We start from the raw sequence: 18,741 nt of genomic DNA on the forward strand, positions 1-18,741 counted from the left end.
AAGTGCAGTTTCATGGCGTTTCGTATATCAAGTAGTCGCTTTTTGGCGGGTCTTGCGCTCACGGGCTTTATGCTTGCCGCCGCCGGCTGCCAATCAGGCGACAATGGCATCCTGAACCTCGGCTTCGGCAAGAAGGACCCGACGGCGCCTCCGCCGCCACAGGATCCCAAGGTGCTGGCCAGCCAGCTGAACGCCTATTGCCCGAGGGTGACGGTGCGCGATGGCACGGCGTTCTTCAATACCTATGTCAACGAGGTCCAGAAGCCCAAGCCGAAGCTCAAGAAGACCGGCGACGCGGCTGCGGATGCCGCGGCCCAGGCTGCGGCCGACGCCGCCGCTGCTACGCCGCCCGACGATTCGGCGAGGATCATTTATCAGGCGTCGATCAGCGACGTGACCCGCGATTGCAGCCGTGCCGATGGGCAACTGACGATGAAAATCGCGGTCGCCGGCAAGATCGTACCCGGACCGAAGTTCACGCCGGGCACCATCACCATGCCAATCCGCACGGCGGTCATGCATGGCACCGACGTACTTTATTCGCAGATCCACCAGTATCAGGTTCAGGTGACCGATCCCTCGGTCGCCACCCAGTTTGTCTTCACCGATTCCAATGTCGTCGTACCGGCGCCGACGGCGCCAGACTATCAGGCCTATGCCGGTTATGATGAAACCGCGCCCAAGGCAACGACCGACAAGCCGAAGCGCAAGAGGAAGAAAGCCACGGCAACGAACTGAACGAAGCCCAGGCGCTCGCGGCAAGTTTGCCGAGGCGCATCGTCACATGCAGGGGACAACGGCCGCGTCGCTGGCCAACCCCACGCAGTCCGTCGAGTTACTCGGGCAGTCCTGCGCGCCGTAGTGCGCTTCCGAGAGCCTCCGCGAGTGCCGGCGCGCAGTTCACGCCTGCGAACTGGCGGCTGTAGCGAAAGCCAGGCTGAAGCTCGAGCACGCGAGTGGCGGCCACCTTCGCTTCATCCAACCGGTCCAGGCTGGCCAGCGCGGCGGCCAGTTGCACATAAGTGATACTGTGCGCCGGGTTGGCTTGAACGGACTTGTAGGCCGCACGGCAAGCTTCTTCGTAACGACCGCGAAGCAAATGGCTCATTGCTTGAGCGTCAAATGCCGCCCAAATCCACGAATCGAACGGACTAAGCCGCATACCCTGCTCGCTCCATTCTATCGCGCGCTCAGCTTCGCCGCTCCATCCGAGGATGACGCTGCCAAGAATGTAGGTCAGTGCCGATGACGGGCTGATGGCGAGGGCGGCTTCCAATGCAGCGAATGCAGCGGCGCGATCGTGCGCATCCATTCCGATGGAAAAGCCGGCCCAAGTCAGCGCGAGCGCATCGTCCTGGCCATGGACAATGGCAGACCGGGCGTGCCGGATCGAAGACGCACGGTGGATCTCCTGCAGCCCGGCGCGAAGAAACAGGCAATGGTGGCACATCGCGGCATTGCCATGTGCCAGCGCATAAGTCGGTTCGAGCGCGATAGCACGGTCAAGAAGCAGCAGCGCTCTGGTCACCTGCCTCGGCATGCCTGAATCGACGTCGGGCTGGGCTTGCAGCACGAGATCGTAGGCATCGAGACTGTCAGGCCGCTTCCGCCTGACACGTTCGATTTCGGCTTTCCGCACGCTGGGCGCAATTGCGCCCACCGCCGACAGCGCGATCTCGTCTTGAAGCGCAAAGATGTCTTCGGAGCTGCGCTCGTAGCGCTCGGCCCATACATGCGCACCGGTCGATGCATCGATCATCTGCCCGGTAACACGCACATTGCCGCCGGCCTTGCGCACACTGCCTTCGAGGACATAGCGAACACCGAGCTCGCGACCGACCTGCTTCACGTCCACGACGCGACCCTTGTAGGTGAAGGTCGAGTTTCGGGCGATGACGAACAACCACTTGATGCGTGCCAGGCCTGTGATGATGTCGTCCACCATTCCATCGGCAAAGTACTCCTGCTGCGGATCGCCGCTCAAGTTGGAGAACGGCAGGACCGCGATGGAAGGCTTCTCAGGCAAGGTCGGCGACGACGCCGCGCGGACGGCTGCCGAGGCATCAGGAACATCCCTGGCGACAGCCGGTCCGACATAGCGATAGCCGCGGCGCGGCAATGTTTCGATCCAGCTCTCGACATTCGCTGTGTCGGCCAGGACGCGGCGCAAGGCTGCGATCTGAACCGTCAAATTGTTATCGGCAACCGCCAATCCGCCCCAGCCGGCCTCGATCAGCGCGTCCTTGGATACCGGAACGCCCGCATTCTGGATCAGCAGGCGCAGCAGCGCGACGGCGCGTTGCCCAAGTATGGTCGGCTCACCCCAACAAAAGAGAATGCCCACCTCCGGATCGAGGCGGAACGGGCCGAACTGGTAGAGGTCGCCCCTCACGGTCATCGGAGTCTTTTAGCAAATTTTTGGGAACAGATTCACGACTTTCCGCTACGAACGGCCGATGTTGCACAAATGCTTGTTAGAAGCATGCGCCCAGCCAAAGGAGGGTCATATGAGCGCCAATGCCTTCATCCGCAGGCCCGATGAGAAGAAGGGCGTCATGCTGCGTGGTCATCCCATGGCTTTCCTCGTAACCGGCGAGAATACCAGGCACACCAGCATGTTCGATTGGACGATCCCGCCGCAGTTCGCCACCGGGCGGCATGTGCACCGGGTGCAGGAGGAGACCTTCTATCTGCTCGACGGCGAGTGTGAATGGCATTTCGGCGACGAGACGATCCGCGCGACGCCTGGAACCTTTCTGTTCATCCCGCCGGGGGTGCCGCACAACATCACCAATGTCAGCGAGAAACCGGCTCGCGTGCTGATGACCGTTTCTCCGCCTGGCCATGAGCATTATTTCGAAGAGCTCGCCAGCCTCGCGGCGCGGGGGGCGCCGGATCCAAAAGCGCTCGCCGATCTGCGAAATCGCTATGACACTGACCAACTCTCGACTCTGACGACGCGCGCGTAGGCTCGTCACCAAACTTCGATGGCCACTCCGGGTTTTTCTGAGTTCGGACCTTTCTACCGCGAGCCGCCGGACACGCTTCGGGAACGACACCGGCTAAGCGGATGCGCTGGTAAATCTTCGCGAGCAGAGTTTCCGGCGAGCCGCCCTAAGCGTCTTCCGACCATTCCGACAGCGCCGCGATCACGCTTTTCAACTCCGCCCCGCGGCGGATCACCGTTTCGGCACCGGCCTCCGTCAGGGCATCGGCATGGCCGGGATAGCTGTGGCTGGCGCCCGTAAAACCGATCACGCGCATGCCGGCGGCCTTGGCGCCGGTGACGCCGTGCACGGAATCCTCGATGACGAAGGTGTTCGCCGGGTTGGCGGCGAGCTTTTCGGCGGCATGCAGGAACACGTCCGGAGCCGGCTTGGTCTTTCCGGTCGGCGTTTCCATCGCCGAGAAGATGCGCCCGGCGAAGAATGGCAGCAGATGCACCTTCTCCAGCATGAACTCGATCCGCTCCGAACGTGAATTGGAGCAGATGCAGCGCTGCGCCGTGACCGAGGCGACCGCTTCGCGCACACCCTTGATGGCACGCACGTCGCTGCGCAGTTTGCGGTCGACCAGTTCCTCGGCGCGATCGATCAGCGACACCTGAAACGGGATTTTGGACTTCTCCTCGATCCGGATCAGGATGTCCTTGAAGGTCAGGCCGGCATAGGTTTCGGCAATCTCCTCCGCCGAGATTTCATATCCGGCCAGGGTGATCAATTCGGCCTCGACCCGCGCGGCGATGATTTCGGAATCGACGAGCACGCCGTCGCAATCGAAGATGACAAGATCTGGCTGGGGCATGGTGATCCGGACGATGGAGGATGGAGGGGATGGCCACTCAGGGCCCAAGCGGCGCGGCATACACCAACGGCCGGACGTTCGCAAATCTGGTGGCCATCCGCGCGCCTTCACCGAATATTTACGCTGATCGGTAACCATAACGGGGAGTAAACAGTAACGCGTGCCTTGGGTGTAAAAATGTCAGCCGTGCGTCTTCTCGACGAGCTCTCCCACGCTCCCCAGCAGTCCGAGTGGCTGGACACCATCCTGAAAGGCGATTGCGTCGCGGCCCTTGACCGCCTGCCGGAAAAGTCGATCGACGTCATCTTTGCCGATCCGCCCTACAATCTGCAGCTGGACGGCGATCTGCACCGTCCCGACCAGTCCAAGGTCGACGCGGTCGACGATGACTGGGACCAGTTCGAGAGTTTTGAGGCCTATGACGCCTTCACCCGCGCCTGGCTGCTGGCGGCGCGCCGCGTGCTGAAGCCCAACGGCACGATCTGGGTCATCGGCTCCTACCACAACATCTTCCGGGTCGGCGCCAAGATGCAGGATCTCGGCTTTTGGATCCTCAATGACGTGGTCTGGCGCAAGACCAACCCGATGCCGAATTTCCGCGGCCGCCGCTTCCAGAACGCGCATGAGACGATGATCTGGGCCTCCCGCGATCAGAAGGGCAAAGGCTATACCTTCAACTACGAAGCGCTGAAGGCGTCGAACGACGATATCCAGATGCGTTCCGACTGGCTGTTCCCGATCTGCACCGGTGGCGAGCGCCTGAAGAACGACAATGGCGACAAGCTGCATCCGACGCAGAAGCCCGAGGCGCTGCTTGCCCGTATCATGATGGCGTCGACCAAGCCGGGTGACGTCGTGCTCGACCCGTTCTTCGGCTCCGGTACGACGGGTGCCGTGGCCAAGCGCCTCGGCCGCCACTTCGTCGGCATCGAGCGCGAGCAGGCCTATATCGACGCCGCCAATGAACGCATCGATGCCGTGCGGCCATTCGACGAGGCGGATCTTACCGTGCTTACCGGCAAACGCGCCGAGCCGCGCGTCGCCTTCGTCAGCCTGATCGACACTGGGCTGGTGACGCCGGGCGCCACGCTCTACGACGCCAAGAAGCGCTGGGCCGCCAAGGTTCGCGCCGATGGCACGGTGGCGATCGGCGACAGCGCCGGCTCGATCCACAAGATCGGCGCCGAGGTGCAGGGGCTGGACGCCTGCAACGGCTGGACCTTCTGGCATTATGAGCGCAGCGGCGGATTGACCCCGATCGACGAACTGCGTCGCATCGCCCGCCTCGGCATGGAACGGGCAGGGGGCTGACCCCCTGCCGCTTGCATCATATTCGTTGATTCAAACTCTCAACGGATCGCCGCAAGCGATAGAGATCACGCCTTGATTCCAAAGCGTTCAAGATCTGCCTGAAGCGTACTGGCATCGGTGAACAGCACCGCTTGCCAGCCGGCGGCCTTGGCGCCGTCGACATTTTTCTGGCTGTCGTCGATGAACAGTGTCGCCGACGGTTCGAGGCCGAACGCGGCCACGTGGTGGTCGTAAATGCCGCGGTCCGGCTTTATCTTGCCGATCTCGCCGGAAATGGTGACGCCGCGCGGACGATCGAGGAAATCGAAGCGTTCGCGCGCTTCTGCCAGCGTGTCGGAGGCAAAGTTGGTCAGCATCGTCACATCGTGGCCGCTGTCGATCAGGCCGAGCATGATGGCGACGCTGTCGTCATAGGCATGCGGAACCATCTCGTGCCAGTGGCGGCGGAAATTGCGGATGTTTTCGGCGTGCTCGGGATGCTCCGCGATCAGCAGCGCTTCGGCCTCTTCCCACGTCCGGCCGCGATCCTGTTCGATGTTCCAGTCATGCGTGCAGACATTGTCGAAGAACCACTTTCGCTCTTCGGCATCGGGAATGAGGCGGCTGAACGGAATGTTCGGATCGTAATGGATCAGCACGCGGCCGATGTCGAAAACGATGTGGCGGATTTCAGTCATGGGGCCTCTTTGCACTCAATGGCGACGGCTTTTTCGTCGCGCCGGGTATCGCAGCCTCGATTGCCTTTTTCATGACAGTGGGCAGCGCCTCGCCTGAAATGTCATGGGCCGGCGACCAGAAATACCCTGCCGGTGCATCACCTTTGATGTGAGCGCGAAAGACTTCGAGTTCGAGCGCGAAATGGGTGAAGATATGCGTGATTTTTCCGGCGCGCAGCCAGTTGCCGGGAAAGGGCGCCGCCGCTTGCGTGGTGGCTCCGTCCGCCCGCGCCGTCCAGGCGGTGGTAGGCACTTCCGTCATGCCGCCAAGCAGGCCCTTTTCCGGCCGCTTGCGCAAAAGAATGGCGCCGTCCTCACGTGTGGCCACGAAAGCCGCGCCGCGCCGCAGCGGTTTGTCGGCTTTTGGCAGCCGCACCGGGAAATTCTCGGGGTCGCCTGCAATGACGGCGCTGCAGTCCTCGCGCAGCGGGCACAGCATGCAGCGCGGCCGGCGCGGCGTGCAGATCGTCGCGCCGAGATCCATCATCGCCTGGGCGAAGTCGCCGGGCCTTGTCGCCGGCACCATGCGCTCGACATGGGCTCGTATCTCGGTCTTGGCTTCGCTCAGCGGCGTCGTGATCGAAAACAGCCTTGAGATGACGCGTTCGACATTGCCGTCGACAACGGCCGCGGGACGGTCGAAGGCGATTGCCGTGATGGCCGCCGACGTATAGGCGCCGATCCCCGGCAATTCTCGAAGTTCGGTCTCGGTATCTGGAAACCGGCCGCGTGCCGCCACCAGATCGGCACAGGCCTTGAGATTGCGGGCGCGGGAGTAATAGCCGAGCCCCGCCCAGGCTTTCATCACATCCTCGGTCGGCGCCGCTGCCAGCGCTTCGACGTCGGGCCATTTCTCGACAAAGGCGCGGAAATAGGATTTCACCGCTTCGACGGTGGTCTGCTGCAGCATCACTTCGGACAGCCAGATGCGGTAGGGGTCGGGCCGCACACCGCGTGCATGCTCGCGCGGCGTCACGCGCCACGGCAATTCGCGATGATGCGCGTCGTACCAGGCGAGCAGGCGTGACGCTGTATCGTCTGAGATGGCCTTGCTGGTCAGGGCCTTGCGGGTCTGGTCTGCTGGTGCCATTGATCTTGCGTTGGCCTGGCCGGTATCTGCTGGGTCGTGGCTGGAGAACGCACATGGCAGGGAAAAGGCCCTTCGGCAATCCCGTTCCGGTGAGCGACCTCGCCACCGAGATCCTCGACCCGGTGCTGCGCAAGCGGGCAGGCATATCGATCGGTCTTGTCCAATCCTGGGAAGAGATTGCCGGGCCGCGCCTGGCCATCCACTCGCGGCCCGAAAAGATCCAGTGGCCCCGCCGCCTGCACGAAGACGATCCGTTCGAGCCGGCCGTGCTGGTCATCGCCTGCGAAGGCATGGCCGCGCTTCATCTGCAGCATGAGACCGGCGAGATCATCAACCGGGTGAACGCCTTCCTGGGTTTCAGGGCGATAGGCCGGATCAGGATCGTGCAGAAGCCGGTAAGCTCGGGAAGAGCCCGGCCCAAACCTGCCCTCAGGCCACTGAGCGCGGCGGAAAAGGCGAAATTGGCCAATACTGTCGGCTTGATCGAGGATGACGGGCTGCGCGCCTCGCTGGAACGGCTGGGTGCGACCATTCTGGGCGCAAGGAAAGCCTAGTTATGACTGGCAACGGTCATAGGTTTGTCGTTAATCTCTCGCATTCGTGATCACCCTCGTCAGGTTTCGCGATTGGATTGGGGACAGGGATGCCTTAATTCGCGCCAACTCTCGCTTTTTCGTGCCATTGCATTGCAAAATCCAAACCCTTATCAGGTGATTCGTATGAGCCGTACCCCGTTTGGCCAAAGCTTCTCTCGCAGAAACGTCCTGACTTCGCTGGCCGCCATCCCGGCGGTGGCCCTGCTCGCCGCCTGCAGCGATTCCGGCGAACAGGCCAAGGCTGCGGATGTGAAGCCCGCGGACCCTGCGGCGTCCGCAAAGCCGGCCACGCCCGCCGCGGTCCAGGTGCCGGAAGCGCAGGGCACCGTCGACATGACCGAACTGATGAAGCCGGGTGCGCTGCCCGACAAGCAGCTCGGCAAGGATGACGCCAAGGTCACCATCGTCGAATATGCCTCGATGACCTGCCCGCACTGCGCGCATTTCGCCGAGACCACCTTTCCGGATTTGAAGACCAAGTACATCGATACCGGCAAGGCCCGTTACATCCTGCGCGAATTCCCGTTCGATCCGAGCGCCGAAGCCGGTTTCATGCTGGCGCGCTGCGCCAAGGACAACTATTTCCCGATGGTCGATGTCCTGTTCAGGCAGCAGGCGAACTGGGTCGGCGTGTCCAACACAAAGGATGCGCTGCTGCAAATCTCCAAGCTTGCCGGTTTTACACAGGAGTCCTTCGAGGCCTGCTTGACGGACCAGAAACTTCTGGACGATGTGAGATCGGTCCAGAAGCGTGGCGCCAATGAATTCAAGGTCGACTCGACACCGACCTTCTTCATCAACGGTAAGACCTACAAAGGGGCGATGTCGATTGAGGAAATGTCGGCCATCATCGACCCTCTGCTCTGACATCAGCTCAGCGCCGAAGCGGTGGCGCTCCGGCGCTGCCTGCCTCTCTATCTGTTCGCGCGCTATGCGCGCTGTCGCAAAACCTCGGTATAGTTTTGCGGAACCGGTGTATGAGGCGCGTGAATGAAGTTTTCGCGCCTCCGCCTCCTTGGTTTCAAGTCCTTCGTCGAACCCGGCGAGTTCGTCATCGAACGCGGCCTGACCGGCATTGTCGGGCCGAACGGGTGCGGCAAGTCGAACCTCGTCGAGGCGCTGCGCTGGGTGATGGGCGAAAGCTCCTACAAGAACATGCGCGCGTCCGGCATGGACGACGTGATCTTTTCCGGCTCGGGCACGCGCCCCGCCCGCAACACCGCCGAAGTCACGCTGTTCCTCGACAACAGCGACCGCTCGGCTCCATCAGCCTTCAACGATGCCGACGAACTGCAGGTGTCGCGCCGTATCGAGCGCGAGGCCGGCTCGCTCTACCGTATCAACGGCAAGGAAGCGCGCGCCAAGGACGTGCAACTTCTGTTCGCCGACCAGTCGACCGGCGCGCGCTCGCCCTCGATGGTCGGGCAGGGCCGTATCGGCGAACTGATCCAGGCCAAGCCGCAGGCGCGCCGCGCGCTGCTCGAAGAGGCGGCCGGCATTTCCGGCCTGCACACCCGCCGCCACGAGGCGGAACTGCGGCTTAAGGCGGCCGAGCAGAATCTCGAACGCCTGGACGATGTCGTCGGCGAACTGGAAAGCCAGATCGAAAGCCTGAAGCGCCAGGCGCGCCAGGCTTCCCGCTTCAAGAACCTGTCGGCCGACATTCGCAAGGCCGAAGCAACGCTCTTGCATCTGCGCTGGATGTTGGCCAAGACGCAGGAAGGCGAGGCGCGTTCGGCACTGGCGACGGCCACGGCGCTCGTCGGCGACCGCGCCGCCACGCAGATGAACGCGGCCAAGGAGCAGGCCATCTCCGCCCATCGCTTGCCCGACCTGCGCGACGCGGAAGCCGCGGCTGCCGCGGCCTTCCAGCGGCTGTCGATCGCCAGGTCGCAGATCGAGGAAGAAGCCGGCCGCATCCGCACCCGTCAGGCCGAACTCGAGCGCCGGTTGCAGCAACTCGACGGCGACATCGCCCGCGAAGAGCGGATGGTGCGCGACAATGCCGACGTACTCGAGCGCCTGCGCGCGGAAGAGGCCGCGCTGAACTCCGAAAACGCCGGCGCCGCGGAGCGAGAGGCCACTACCCGCGCGGCATTCGAACAAGCCGCCTCGACGCTTGCGCAAAGCGAAGCCAAGCTCGCCGCGCTGACCGCCGAGCGCGCCGAGGCCGCCGCCTCGCGCCATCAGATCGAACGGACTTTGCGCGAAACCGCCGAGCGGCGCGATCGCTTCGCCCGTCAGCTCGCCGATGTCGATCGGGAGTTATCGGACATCCTCGCCAAGGTGGCCGGCCTGCCCGATCCGGCCGAGAAACGGATCCTGGTCGAACAGGCGATGGCATGGCTGGAAGAGTCCGAGGCCTCGGTGGCGCAGGCCGAGCAGTCGGTCATCGACGCTCGTGGCGCCGAAAGTGCCGCTCGGCCCCCGCTTCAGGACGCCAGGGCGGAACTGGCCGGGATCGAGACCGAAGCGCGTACGCTGGCCAAGATACTGAACGCGGCCAGCGGCGATCTCTTCCCTTCCGTGCTGGAGCAGATCAGCGTCGAGCGCGGCTTCGAGACGGCCCTGGGCGCGGCCTTGGGCGAAGACCTGGACGTGCCGCTCGACCGTAGCGCACCGGCGCATTGGGGCGAAAGCGAAATCCAGCCCGGCGACGCCGCGCTTCCGGAAGGGATCAAGAGCCTTGCCAGCGTGGTTCGCGCGCCGGCACAACTTGCCCGCCGCCTGGCGCAGATCGGCATCGTCGAGGCCGCTGACGGGCGCCGGTTGCAGGGGCTTCTGGCTCCCGGCCAGCGCCTGGTCAGCCGCGAGGGCGCGTTGTGGCGCTGGGACGGTCTGACCGCCAGCGCCGATGCACCGACCGCCGCGGCACAAAGGCTGGCGCAGAAGAACCGGCTTGCCGAACTCGATGCCGAAGCGGTGCAGGCGACGCTCGTCCTGCGCCAGGCCGAGGAGACGCTGGCACAGGCCGAGCAGGCGCTGCGCCAGGCAAGCGAAGCGGAGCGAACCACACGCCAGGCCGGACGCGAAGCCCAGCACCGGCTGGACGCCGCCCGCAATGCGCTGGCCGAGGCCGAAAAGGCCGGCGGTGAACTGTCGAGCCGGCGCGCCGCGCTGGACGAAGCGCGCGCCCGCATCGTCGACAGCCACGAGGAAACATCGGCGGCTTTCGTCGAGGCCGAGATGCTGCTGCAGGACGCGCCGGATCTCGGCGACCTGCAATTGCAGCTCGAACAGTCCTCGGCCAATGTCTCTCGCGACCGCGCCACGCTTGCCGACGCGCGTGCCGTCCATGAGGGGTTGCGGCGCGAAGCCGAGGCTCGCACGCGACGGCTGGACGCCATCGGCGCCGAGCGCAGCAACTGGCTGGTGCGTGCCGAAAACGCTTCGACACAGATCGCCTCGCTCGGCGAACGCAAGGCCGAGGCCGAGGCCGAGGCCGAACGGCTGGCCGATGCGCCCGACGAGATCGACGCCAAGCGCCGTGCGCTGCTGTCGCAACTGACCGAGGCCGAGACCTTGCGCAAGGCGGCCGCCGACCGGTTGCAGGAAGCGGAGAACAGGCAGGCCGAACTGGACAAGGCGGCCACATCAGCCATCCAGTCGCTGGCCGAAGCGCGCGAAACCCGCGCCCGCGCCGAGGAACGGCTGACGGCGGCGGACGAACGCCGGCTGGAGGTCGAGGCGCGCATCCAGGAAACGCTGAACACGCCGCCGCATCTGGTCATCCGCCACACCGGCCTGGAAGCCGGCGACCCGATGCCCGAGATGCCCGAGATCGAACGTCAGTTGGATCGGTTGAAGATCGAGCGCGAACGGCTCGGCGCCGTCAATTTGCGCGCCGAGGAAGAGCAGAAGGAGCTTTCCGATCGCCTGGAGACGATCGTGTCCGAGCGCGAGGACATCATCGAAGCGATCCGCAAGCTGAGGCAAGCGATCCAGAGCCTCAACCGTGAAGGCCGCGAGCGGCTGCTAGCCGCCTTCGATGTGGTGAACAGCCATTTCCAGCGGTTGTTCTCGCACCTGTTCGGTGGCGGCACTGCGGAATTGCAACTGATCGAATCCGAGGATCCGCTGGAGGCGGGACTTGAAATCCTGGCCCGTCCGCCCGGCAAGAAGCCGCAGACCATGACGCTGCTGTCGGGCGGCGAGCAGGCGCTGACGGCGATGTCGCTGATCTTTGCCGTGTTCCTGACCAATCCGGCGCCGATCTGCGTGCTCGACGAAGTCGATGCGCCGCTCGACGATCACAATGTCGAGCGCTTTTGCAATCTCATGGACGAGATGGCCAAGACCACCGAAACACGTTTCGTCATCATCACCCACAATCCCATCACCATGGCCCGCATGGACCGGCTGTTCGGCGTGACCATGGCCGAGCAGGGCGTCAGCCAGTTGGTCTCCGTCGACTTGCAGGCCGCCGAAGCGATGCGCGAGGCGAGCTGACGCCGACAGCGCCGCGGGATCTGCGCGTTCGCCCTCAGCCAAGGATCGTAGCGAGGGATCGCGGGCGGTAACCCACGCATCCTGGCATCGACTTTCCCGATTATCGCAAAAGTCGCGGCAAAACCGAACAAGTCTTGTAGGGCGTCAGGCTGAAGCGGGTTGAATGCGCGACAGTGCAAAACCGCCTTTGCCCGACAGGCTCTCTTCGGCCGGCCGGAACATGTCCTCGAAGTCCAGGTCCTGCTCGAAAATCACGCCTCCGACGGTGACGGCCAGGATCTCCTCGGCGCCCTGAGGGGCAAAATAGACCTGCGAGACACTGGCGCGGATTCGCTCGCCAACCGTCCTGGCTTCGGCCTCGCTCGTTCCGGGAAGGAAGACGCCGAACATGGACGCGCCTATGCGGCCGACGACGTCTTGCGAGCGCACGCAAGACCGGATGGTCGAGGCTATCAGGCGCAAGGCTTCGTCGCCCCAGCTCAGGCCGAAGCGCAGATTGATGGCGTTCAGATGTTCAGGATGAACGACTAGGAAGGCGCCCGATCGCTCGCCAGGTGGGGAAGACTTGATCGCCCGTCTCTCGATCAGCGACGTGAAAACCTTGCCGTTCAGGCAACCGGTCAGCGTATCGAAGGTAGCGGCCCTGTTGAGTTCCCGCCTATAGCGACGGATCTCGGCCAGTTTCAGGCCTATGAACACAAAAAGCGGCAGGCAGATCACCAAAGGCAAAAGCGTTGCGGTGATCATGCCGCGCCCGAAAGGGGTCAGCGTCTCGCTGAACAACAGCAGATAGTTCAAGATCAGGGAGACGCACAGGCTGCCGATGGTCCCAAGGAAAGCCAACCAGGCGACATTCTTCCATTCGTGATGGGCCGGGACATCAGCTGCTGCGTTGCTCATCGTCGATCTCCGTTCGAACGCCAAGCATAAGACCGGCAAGTTACGATTTCGGTCTCGAAGAACAATACAATTTGAGACGTATCGCCAGCTTTCTGAACAGACGATGCGGCCCTTTGTGGCGAATCCGGTTGCTGCCGCCTACGGGGGGCCGAAGATTCCCATCTCCGCCGTCCTCGCTGTTGCTTCGGCCTTGCCATAGATGCCGCCCGGCAAGGCCAGCGCCCAGCCATTCGATACCAGCCAGGCGCCGACATCCTGTTTGCCCAGCCTGCATGTCACCGCGACAGGGAAGCGGTCGACCGTCGGAGGCACGAAACAGTTAAGCGCCCGCCCGCGCATCCAGTTGTTGAAAGCCGCGCGCGCCCGCTGCCCGCAAGGCCAGGCACTCTCGTGAAACAGGCAGACCCTGTCGGTCTCAACGCTTTGGGTTCCGCTGATGAACAATTTCCGCCCCATGGACTCGAAACCGGTCGACGACGTGGCCACCGGACGATACAGAGGTGTTTCCAGCCAATCCTTGGGCATCGATGGCTTGGGTTGTGAGGCGAGGCCGAGGTCGCCAAGGGGCAAGCGAGGTTCCACCCGCTCCATGTCGGGCACCTCGATCTGGGGCGGTGCGATGAGATCCTGGGCAATCTTGCGGGCTGAATTGACGATCGATCGAACCGGGTGCTGCGCGACTTCATCGCCGACATCCGGGGCCGGGTTGGTGACGGTCCGTTCGACAGGGAACAGGGTCGCCGCCCTGATCAGCAGCAGGATACCGACGAGAAGCTCGAGGCTTGCGACCGCGATCATCATGCGAAGGCGTCCGGCTTGTCCCATCAGGCGGCCCGCGCCCAATTCGCTAGAAGCTGGACGTCGATTTGGCAACCGGTTTGAGCGCACCTTTTTCAATCCGGTAAAACGGCATCGAGCGTTCGCTGGATCCATCCGCGCGGAACCTGAACAAGCCGGTCGATCCGCGAAATCCACTCCGGTTCTCGAAAACCTGCCTGTTGAAAGCGTTAGATCCGGCAGCGCTCGCGATCCCCGCGGTCAGGGCAACCATGTCATAGGCATAAGCGACATTGACGTCGGCCTGGTAGTTGAAGGTTGCCTTGAAACGATCCGAGATCGGACCTGTTTCGTGTTGGTCGAGCGTCGCGATATAGGCGCCTTCGAAAAGTGGACTGGTCGGGTGCTCCAGCCAGCGGTTCGTGCCAATCACGGAGGTCGATTTTCCAGGAATGCCCTTTGCCTTCAGGGCGATCAGGATTGGCGACGGATTGCTGTCGCCGCTGGCAACGATCACGGCATCGGGAACGTCCACCAGCGAGCCCATGTCCGTCACCGCCTTTGCCGCGCTGTCGGCGCTCGTATAGGGTATGGTAATGGCAAGGGCGGCTCCATACACGCTGAGGCTGTTCGCGACCCGCTTCTCGACGATATCGGCACTCGCACCCGCCGGCACCAGCAGAACGAACTTCTTGCCGCCCTTGGCCGCGATCGCGCCAGCTCCCGCGGCCGCGCTGTCCGCCTCGCTGAGGCATACCGCATAGACGCCCGGGCCACCGGCAAAATTGTCCGCAAGAGCCAGAACCACCGGCCGGTTTGAGCCCGACAGTTTGGCGACATGCTGCGCCGCCGCCAGTTCGGTCGGACCGATGACCACTTTCGCTCCCGAAGTAATGGCTTTAACCGCCAGTTGCTGGGAGTAGGTCGCGTCTCCCCTTGTGTCCTCGATGGTAAGTGTCAGCAGCGGGTTGCCGAGATCAGTCATCGCGAGCTTGGCGGCGTCCAGCATCTTTCTGCCGTTTTCGCCTGCGGATCCGGAGGCGGAGAGGGGCAGCAGCATCGCGACTTGTGTGGGGCCGGTGCCGAGAGACTGCGTTGTCAGGCTTGCATTGGCGACTGCAACGGCCGCCGGCTGATTGGGGGCCTGGATGGCGGCGGGATCGAGCGCGTCGGACACCGCGCCTTTCGATTGGCAGCCGAGCAACGACATAGCCAGCATGGAAGCGACCACCCATGTCCGCGGGCCGTGGACCGGCCGATCAAATTCCATTTTCTGCTCCCACCCTGTCTGCCGCGCATGGCGACGACATGTCTTTCCCGGTCTCGTCCGCACGATATCATGGCGGCTCCATTCGACCGAAGTGCTCAGTCACGGAACAGCTCGGCCCTGAGCGCTTTGATGCGTCTGGCCTGCTCCACGGTTCGATAGTCGACACATGTAGCGTGGGCCGGGCACGAAAAACCTGCGCACACAGACGCGCTTTGCCCCTGTCGGCATGCTATCCTGCGAAAGGGCGGAAAACCCGAATGTCGCCACAGGCAACGGCCCGGCTACCTCCAGGCCATCCCTTGCCAGTATGGCTCTCGCACGCTCGCAATAGCGAACGGAAAGTGCCGAGAACCGGGTCTCGTTGTGGCCAGCGCGATATTTCATCACGGTCGTGCACAGATCGCCGCCGGCGAGCTTGTTCGCGAGCGCCAGATACTCGACGCCAAACGCGATATTGGTCGCGGGCGCGCTGAGATTCTCGAGCGAACCGCGAAAGCCGAGCATGCGCGCGGTCGCCGGCATGACTTGCATCAGTCCGATTTCTCCAGCACCCCCGCGTGCGTCAGGATCGAAGCCGCTTTCGATCTCGATCACGGCATGCGCCAGTGCCGGTTGAAGACCGTAGATCGATGCCTGACAGGTCGCGAACGCCTTGTAGGTCTCGCGCGACCACTTGGATGCGGCGCTGCAATGCGTCCGCCGCGTTGCGATGGCTAATGTTGCCTGGTCGACGGAAGACGGCTCGAATTCCCTGGCTGGCGCCGCCGGCATCAGCCAACCGGTCAGCGCAATCGCCCCGGCGATCACGGCGAGCGATGCGCGATCGCCAATCATCGGACCCGCCGGCGCGCTCTCGCTGCGGTCAGTTCATGTACTCGACCATGCGGTCGTGAAAACACTCGCACTTGTTGAGCGTGTCTTCGTCCTTGTAGTTGGTCTTCAGGTAGCCGTAAGCCATGCCGCAGGCGACCTTGGCTTCCGATGCCCAGACGAAGACGGGCCGGGATGAATGGATCCATTCCGGGCTGTTGGCGACGGCGACCGACTCGTCCATCAGTTTCACGACCTGCTTCGTGAGGTCGACCGTGTTGTCGGTCAGCACGAGATTGGACGTTCCAACGGTGCGGCAATAATCGGCCGTCGGGCCTTCGATGATATCGGCGGCATAGCCGGCCGACCCGGTAAGCAGCAGCGCCGCGGCCGAAGCCAGCAGTCTTGAACGAATTTTCATGTAAGCCCCTCTCTCCATTCCCCAATTTATATCTTGCTAATGCATAGCATGGGAGCACGAGTCCGCATAAGTGCTAAATCGTGACATGCTGCTGCGTGTGTGTCGCGTCGTCATAGAGGATGTTGATTGTGCCGGTTGCGGGTGCGTTCGTCAGTTGCGCCACGTCCACGAAGTTGGCCGCGTTGCCCGAACCGCTGGTGTCCACGCTAAGGATATGCGTTGTGCTATTGTATTGCACGTAGTTGTTGATGGCGACATTGTCGGCTTTGTCGAACAACGCAGTCAGGTCGATCTGGTCGCCCTCGCCCTTGTTGTAGTCTGCGATGATGTCCTTGATGTTCAATTCGAGGTGATCGAGCTTGAAGGTGTCGGCGCCGACACCGCCCGTAAGCTTGTCTGCCCCCGCTCCACCGACAATCAAGTCGTTTCCACTGCCTCCATATATTATGTCGTTGCCGCCATCTCCACTCAGAAAGTCATGGCCGGAAGTGCCATAGATTTGATCAGGCAAGGTCGCGTTACCGGTCACCGTAATGCCGGGATCACCTGGATCATGTGTGAAGAAATTAAACAGCACGGTGCGCGCCTGGTATGAACCACCGTCATTGTCAGTGTAGAGCAAAGTCCAGGTATCGTTAGTTGTTGGCGGATGGGCGACTAGATAGTCGGCAAGCGATATCCCGTTGCCGTTGAGCAGGATCTGATCGTAGTTTACCGTCGCCTTCATCAGGCCGGTTCCCCCAGTGGCGGGATCGTCATAAAACCAGCTCTGCTCGAATTTCGCTGCGGTTGTGTCAGCTTCCACGACGACAAAGTGGTTGCCCCCAATGACGATCTCGACCTGCACTTCTTGTTCGCGTTGGGTACCAGCGCTGTTGGCGTCGTTGTATGCTCCAGGATTCCGTTCGTCGACAGGAATAGGCACAGCGAACGGACTCTTCTGGAAGTCGGTATAGATCACAAGCGTTGAGCCGTGCGGATCATTGGTGATGCCGTTAATGGTCGATTGCGATAGCATCAGAGTTTGGGTCTGGTCGTTGCCGGATGTCAGAGGGCTGCTTCCATCGCCAATCTGTGATGTATCGGTTGGCAGACGGCTGGGCGCAACTTCATGAATTCCCACATTCTCCGTCACGGTGACGAAACCATCCGAGACATTGAGCGAGAGATTGAGGTTCACCATGTCGTTGGCGGTCACCGTCGGCCGATAGACCAGATCATCGAGCAGGTTGATACCACCAGTCTGGAAAAGTGTCATTCCCGCAGTCACCGCGTGGTAGGCTCCATCGAAATAATAAACACCGGTGGGAACGCTTGATGCAGTGACCGTGATATTGTTGCCGTCCGGATCGGTTGGGATATTCACGAGCAGAGGATAGCCGTCGGGATGTCCGGTCGCCGTCTCCTGCGCCGGGTCACTAGACATCCAGTTGTGCGAGTCGAGAACGACTGGCGGGCTATTGGTGACGATCGTCGGGATTGTTACTGCGGCGGTGGATGCATCGCCGTCACGATCGATGATCGTGTAGGTAAAGGAGTCCCCGCCATTATATCCGGCAGTCGGCGTATAGCTGAAAGTGCCGTCGTGGTTATTAATCAGGGTACCGTGTGTCGGAGCGGTCGCAACGTTCACGCTGGTCGTTAGATTAACGCCATCCGCCCCGAAGGCATCGTTCGCGATGACATTGATCAGGACCGTGCCGGTCACGGTGCCGAGAACAGTGTCCGGTAGCGCCACCGGCACGTCATCGTCGATGGCGACAGTGAAGGTGGTGGTTGCGGTGCTGTTGTCGGCGTCGGTCACGGTGGCTGTGACGGTGAAGCCGAGATTGTCCTCGAAGGCCGTTTCCACCGCGCCGGTGGAGGGATCGTCGTGAACCGGATGCGCGACCGGCTGGTTGAGGGCCGCCGTATAGTCGGCGCCGGTTGCCGTGATGTTGCTCAGCGTGATGGTGAACACCACGTCCGCGGTGCTGCTGCCATAGCCGGTCAGCGTATGGGTGGCGGCATCCCAGCTGGTCGAGACCGCTGTCCCGTCGAGCTTGGTCAATCCGGTGCCGGCAACCGACAGCGCGACCGAGCTCAAGGCATCGGCGCCCAGCGTGTAGGAGATATGGCCGCCCAGCACCTGGGCATCGTCGCCCGCGGCCGAGTCGTTGTTGCCGGTGGCAAGGTTGTCCTCGTCCACGACGAGGTTCGCCGAGGCCGCCACATTCGTGATGCCGCTGTCGGAGACCCCGAACGTCACCTGCCTGGTGACGGTGTCGCCGTCCTTGTCGCTCACCGTGTAGCTGAAGGTCTCGGTCACCGTCGTGGCGCTCGTCACGCTGGCCGGTGCGCTGTAGATCAGGTGGCCGGCGCCGTCGATCGACAATGTTCCGCCCGTCGTGCCCTGATTGGTGAAGGCCAGGCCCTGCAGTGTTCCCTGCAGGCCGTCGGCGCCCGCGCCGATGCCCAGCAGCGTCACCGCATTGCCAATGTCGTGCGCGCCGGTGCCCTCGGCGAAGGTCGCTCCCGTATAGTTCTGCGCCACCGGCACGTCATCGTCGATGGCGACAGTGAAGGTGGTGGTTGCGGTGCTGTTGTCGGCGTCGGTC

16 protein-coding genes are annotated in these 18,741 nt (G+C 62.8%); 6 read left to right on the forward strand and 10 right to left on the reverse strand.

Annotation, left to right across the window (positions count from 1 at the left end; genetic code table 11):
- Positions 1–12: 12 nt before the first annotated feature.
- Positions 13–738 carry a hypothetical protein gene (locus O7A60_RS21615; RefSeq protein ID WP_027142375.1) on the forward strand — a complete coding sequence of 242 codons (726 nt, stop codon included), beginning with the start codon at positions 13–15 and terminating at the stop codon, positions 736–738.
- A gap of 97 nt (positions 739–835) precedes the next feature.
- Here O7A60_RS21615 and O7A60_RS21620 read toward each other — a convergent pair whose 3' ends face one another.
- A complete protein-coding gene (locus tag O7A60_RS21620) occupies positions 836–2,398 on the reverse strand; it encodes a winged helix-turn-helix domain-containing tetratricopeptide repeat protein (protein WP_337107927.1) in 1,563 nt (520 codons plus the stop codon).
- Positions 2,399–2,507: 109 nt separating this feature from the next.
- Here O7A60_RS21620 and O7A60_RS21625 point away from each other — a divergent pair, with 109 nt between their 5' ends.
- Positions 2,508–2,969, forward strand: coding sequence for a cupin domain-containing protein (locus tag O7A60_RS21625; protein WP_337107928.1), 462 nt, complete (start codon positions 2,508–2,510; stop codon positions 2,967–2,969).
- Positions 2,970–3,114: 145 nt separating this feature from the next.
- Here O7A60_RS21625 and O7A60_RS21630 read toward each other — a convergent pair whose 3' ends face one another.
- Positions 3,115–3,804, reverse strand: coding sequence for an HAD family hydrolase (locus O7A60_RS21630; RefSeq protein WP_337107929.1), 690 nt, complete (start codon positions 3,802–3,804; stop codon positions 3,115–3,117).
- Between the two features lie 177 nt (positions 3,805–3,981).
- On the opposite strand from O7A60_RS21630, the gene O7A60_RS21635 reads away from it, so the two are divergent.
- Complete coding sequence (locus O7A60_RS21635; RefSeq protein WP_140507768.1) at positions 3,982–5,115, forward strand: site-specific DNA-methyltransferase; 1,134 nt, start codon at positions 3,982–3,984, stop codon at positions 5,113–5,115.
- A 65-nt stretch (positions 5,116–5,180) separates the two neighbouring features.
- Here the strand turns inward: O7A60_RS21635 and O7A60_RS21640 are convergent, their stop codons facing one another.
- On the reverse strand, positions 5,181–5,792 hold the full coding sequence (locus O7A60_RS21640) for an HAD family hydrolase (protein WP_027142380.1): 612 nt from the start codon (positions 5,790–5,792) through the stop codon (positions 5,181–5,183).
- Entirely contained in the window at positions 5,785–6,921 is a 1,137-nt protein-coding gene (gene mutY / locus O7A60_RS21645; protein WP_337107930.1) for an A/G-specific adenine glycosylase, read from the reverse strand. Before mutY ends, O7A60_RS21640 begins: the two co-directional genes overlap by 8 nt.
- A 53-nt stretch (positions 6,922–6,974) precedes the next feature.
- On the opposite strand from mutY, the gene O7A60_RS21650 reads away from it, so the two are divergent.
- The 3 genes from O7A60_RS21650 (at position 6,975) to smc (ending at position 11,966) form a co-directional block, all read left to right on the forward strand.
- Complete coding sequence (locus tag O7A60_RS21650; RefSeq protein WP_337107931.1) at positions 6,975–7,475, forward strand: DUF721 domain-containing protein; 501 nt, start codon at positions 6,975–6,977, stop codon at positions 7,473–7,475.
- Between the two features lie 165 nt (positions 7,476–7,640).
- On the forward strand, positions 7,641–8,384 hold the full coding sequence (locus O7A60_RS21655; protein WP_337107932.1) for a DsbA family protein: 744 nt from the start codon (positions 7,641–7,643) through the stop codon (positions 8,382–8,384).
- A 123-nt stretch (positions 8,385–8,507) separates the two neighbouring features.
- On the forward strand, positions 8,508–11,966 hold the full coding sequence (gene smc / locus O7A60_RS21660) for a chromosome segregation protein SMC (protein WP_337107933.1): 3,459 nt from the start codon (positions 8,508–8,510) through the stop codon (positions 11,964–11,966).
- A gap of 144 nt (positions 11,967–12,110) precedes the next feature.
- On the opposite strand, the gene O7A60_RS21665 is transcribed toward smc, so the two are convergent.
- The 6 genes from O7A60_RS21665 to O7A60_RS21690 form a co-directional block, all read right to left on the reverse strand.
- Positions 12,111–12,866, reverse strand: coding sequence for a GGDEF domain-containing protein (locus tag O7A60_RS21665; RefSeq protein ID WP_337107934.1), 756 nt, complete (start codon positions 12,864–12,866; stop codon positions 12,111–12,113).
- Positions 12,867–13,004: 138 nt separating this feature from the next.
- Positions 13,005–13,667 carry a thermonuclease family protein gene (locus O7A60_RS21670; protein WP_337107935.1) on the reverse strand — a complete coding sequence of 221 codons (663 nt, stop codon included), beginning with the start codon at positions 13,665–13,667 and terminating at the stop codon, positions 13,005–13,007.
- A gap of 46 nt (positions 13,668–13,713) precedes the next feature.
- Positions 13,714–14,820 carry a penicillin-binding protein activator gene (locus O7A60_RS21675; protein WP_337107936.1) on the reverse strand — a complete coding sequence of 369 codons (1,107 nt, stop codon included), beginning with the start codon at positions 14,818–14,820 and terminating at the stop codon, positions 13,714–13,716.
- Between the two features lie 192 nt (positions 14,821–15,012).
- A complete protein-coding gene (locus O7A60_RS21680) occupies positions 15,013–15,747 on the reverse strand; it encodes a lytic transglycosylase domain-containing protein (protein ID WP_337107937.1) in 735 nt (244 codons plus the stop codon).
- A gap of 28 nt (positions 15,748–15,775) precedes the next feature.
- Entirely contained in the window at positions 15,776–16,144 is a 369-nt protein-coding gene (locus tag O7A60_RS21685; RefSeq protein WP_337107938.1) for a hypothetical protein, read from the reverse strand.
- Positions 16,145–16,217: 73 nt separating this feature from the next.
- Positions 16,218–18,741, reverse strand: a 2,524-nt coding sequence (locus O7A60_RS21690; RefSeq protein WP_337107939.1) for an Ig-like domain-containing protein, incomplete at its 5' end; no start/stop codon positions are given.

The organism is Mesorhizobium salmacidum (SeqCode), assembly GCF_037179605.1.
GTDB classification, from domain to species: Bacteria; Pseudomonadota; Alphaproteobacteria; order Rhizobiales; family Rhizobiaceae; genus Mesorhizobium; species Mesorhizobium salmacidum.

What these genes read in the sequence shown, in the direction of transcription:
- O7A60_RS21615 (WP_027142375.1), top strand. Translation starts at nt 13, where the DNA reads ATGGCGTTTCGTATATCAAGTAGTCGCTTTTTGGCGGGTCTTGCGCTC.
- O7A60_RS21620 (WP_337107927.1), bottom strand. Translation starts at nt 2,398, where the DNA reads ATGACCGTGAGGGGCGACCTCTACCAGTTCGGCCCGTTCCGCCTCGAT.
- O7A60_RS21625 (WP_337107928.1), top strand. Translation starts at nt 2,508, where the DNA reads ATGAGCGCCAATGCCTTCATCCGCAGGCCCGATGAGAAGAAGGGCGTC.
- O7A60_RS21630 (WP_337107929.1), bottom strand. Translation starts at nt 3,804, where the DNA reads ATGCCCCAGCCAGATCTTGTCATCTTCGATTGCGACGGCGTGCTCGTC.
- O7A60_RS21635 (WP_140507768.1), top strand. Translation starts at nt 3,982, where the DNA reads ATGTCAGCCGTGCGTCTTCTCGACGAGCTCTCCCACGCTCCCCAGCAG.
- O7A60_RS21640 (WP_027142380.1), bottom strand. Translation starts at nt 5,792, where the DNA reads ATGACTGAAATCCGCCACATCGTTTTCGACATCGGCCGCGTGCTGATC.
- mutY (WP_337107930.1), bottom strand. Translation starts at nt 6,921, where the DNA reads ATGGCACCAGCAGACCAGACCCGCAAGGCCCTGACCAGCAAGGCCATC.
- O7A60_RS21650 (WP_337107931.1), top strand. Translation starts at nt 6,975, where the DNA reads ATGGCAGGGAAAAGGCCCTTCGGCAATCCCGTTCCGGTGAGCGACCTC.
- O7A60_RS21655 (WP_337107932.1), top strand. Translation starts at nt 7,641, where the DNA reads ATGAGCCGTACCCCGTTTGGCCAAAGCTTCTCTCGCAGAAACGTCCTG.
- smc (WP_337107933.1), top strand. Translation starts at nt 8,508, where the DNA reads ATGAAGTTTTCGCGCCTCCGCCTCCTTGGTTTCAAGTCCTTCGTCGAA.
- O7A60_RS21665 (WP_337107934.1), bottom strand. Translation starts at nt 12,866, where the DNA reads ATGAGCAACGCAGCAGCTGATGTCCCGGCCCATCACGAATGGAAGAAT.
- O7A60_RS21670 (WP_337107935.1), bottom strand. Translation starts at nt 13,667, where the DNA reads ATGATGATCGCGGTCGCAAGCCTCGAGCTTCTCGTCGGTATCCTGCTG.
- O7A60_RS21680 (WP_337107937.1), bottom strand. Translation starts at nt 15,747, where the DNA reads ATGATTGGCGATCGCGCATCGCTCGCCGTGATCGCCGGGGCGATTGCG.
- O7A60_RS21685 (WP_337107938.1), bottom strand. Translation starts at nt 16,144, where the DNA reads ATGAAAATTCGTTCAAGACTGCTGGCTTCGGCCGCGGCGCTGCTGCTT.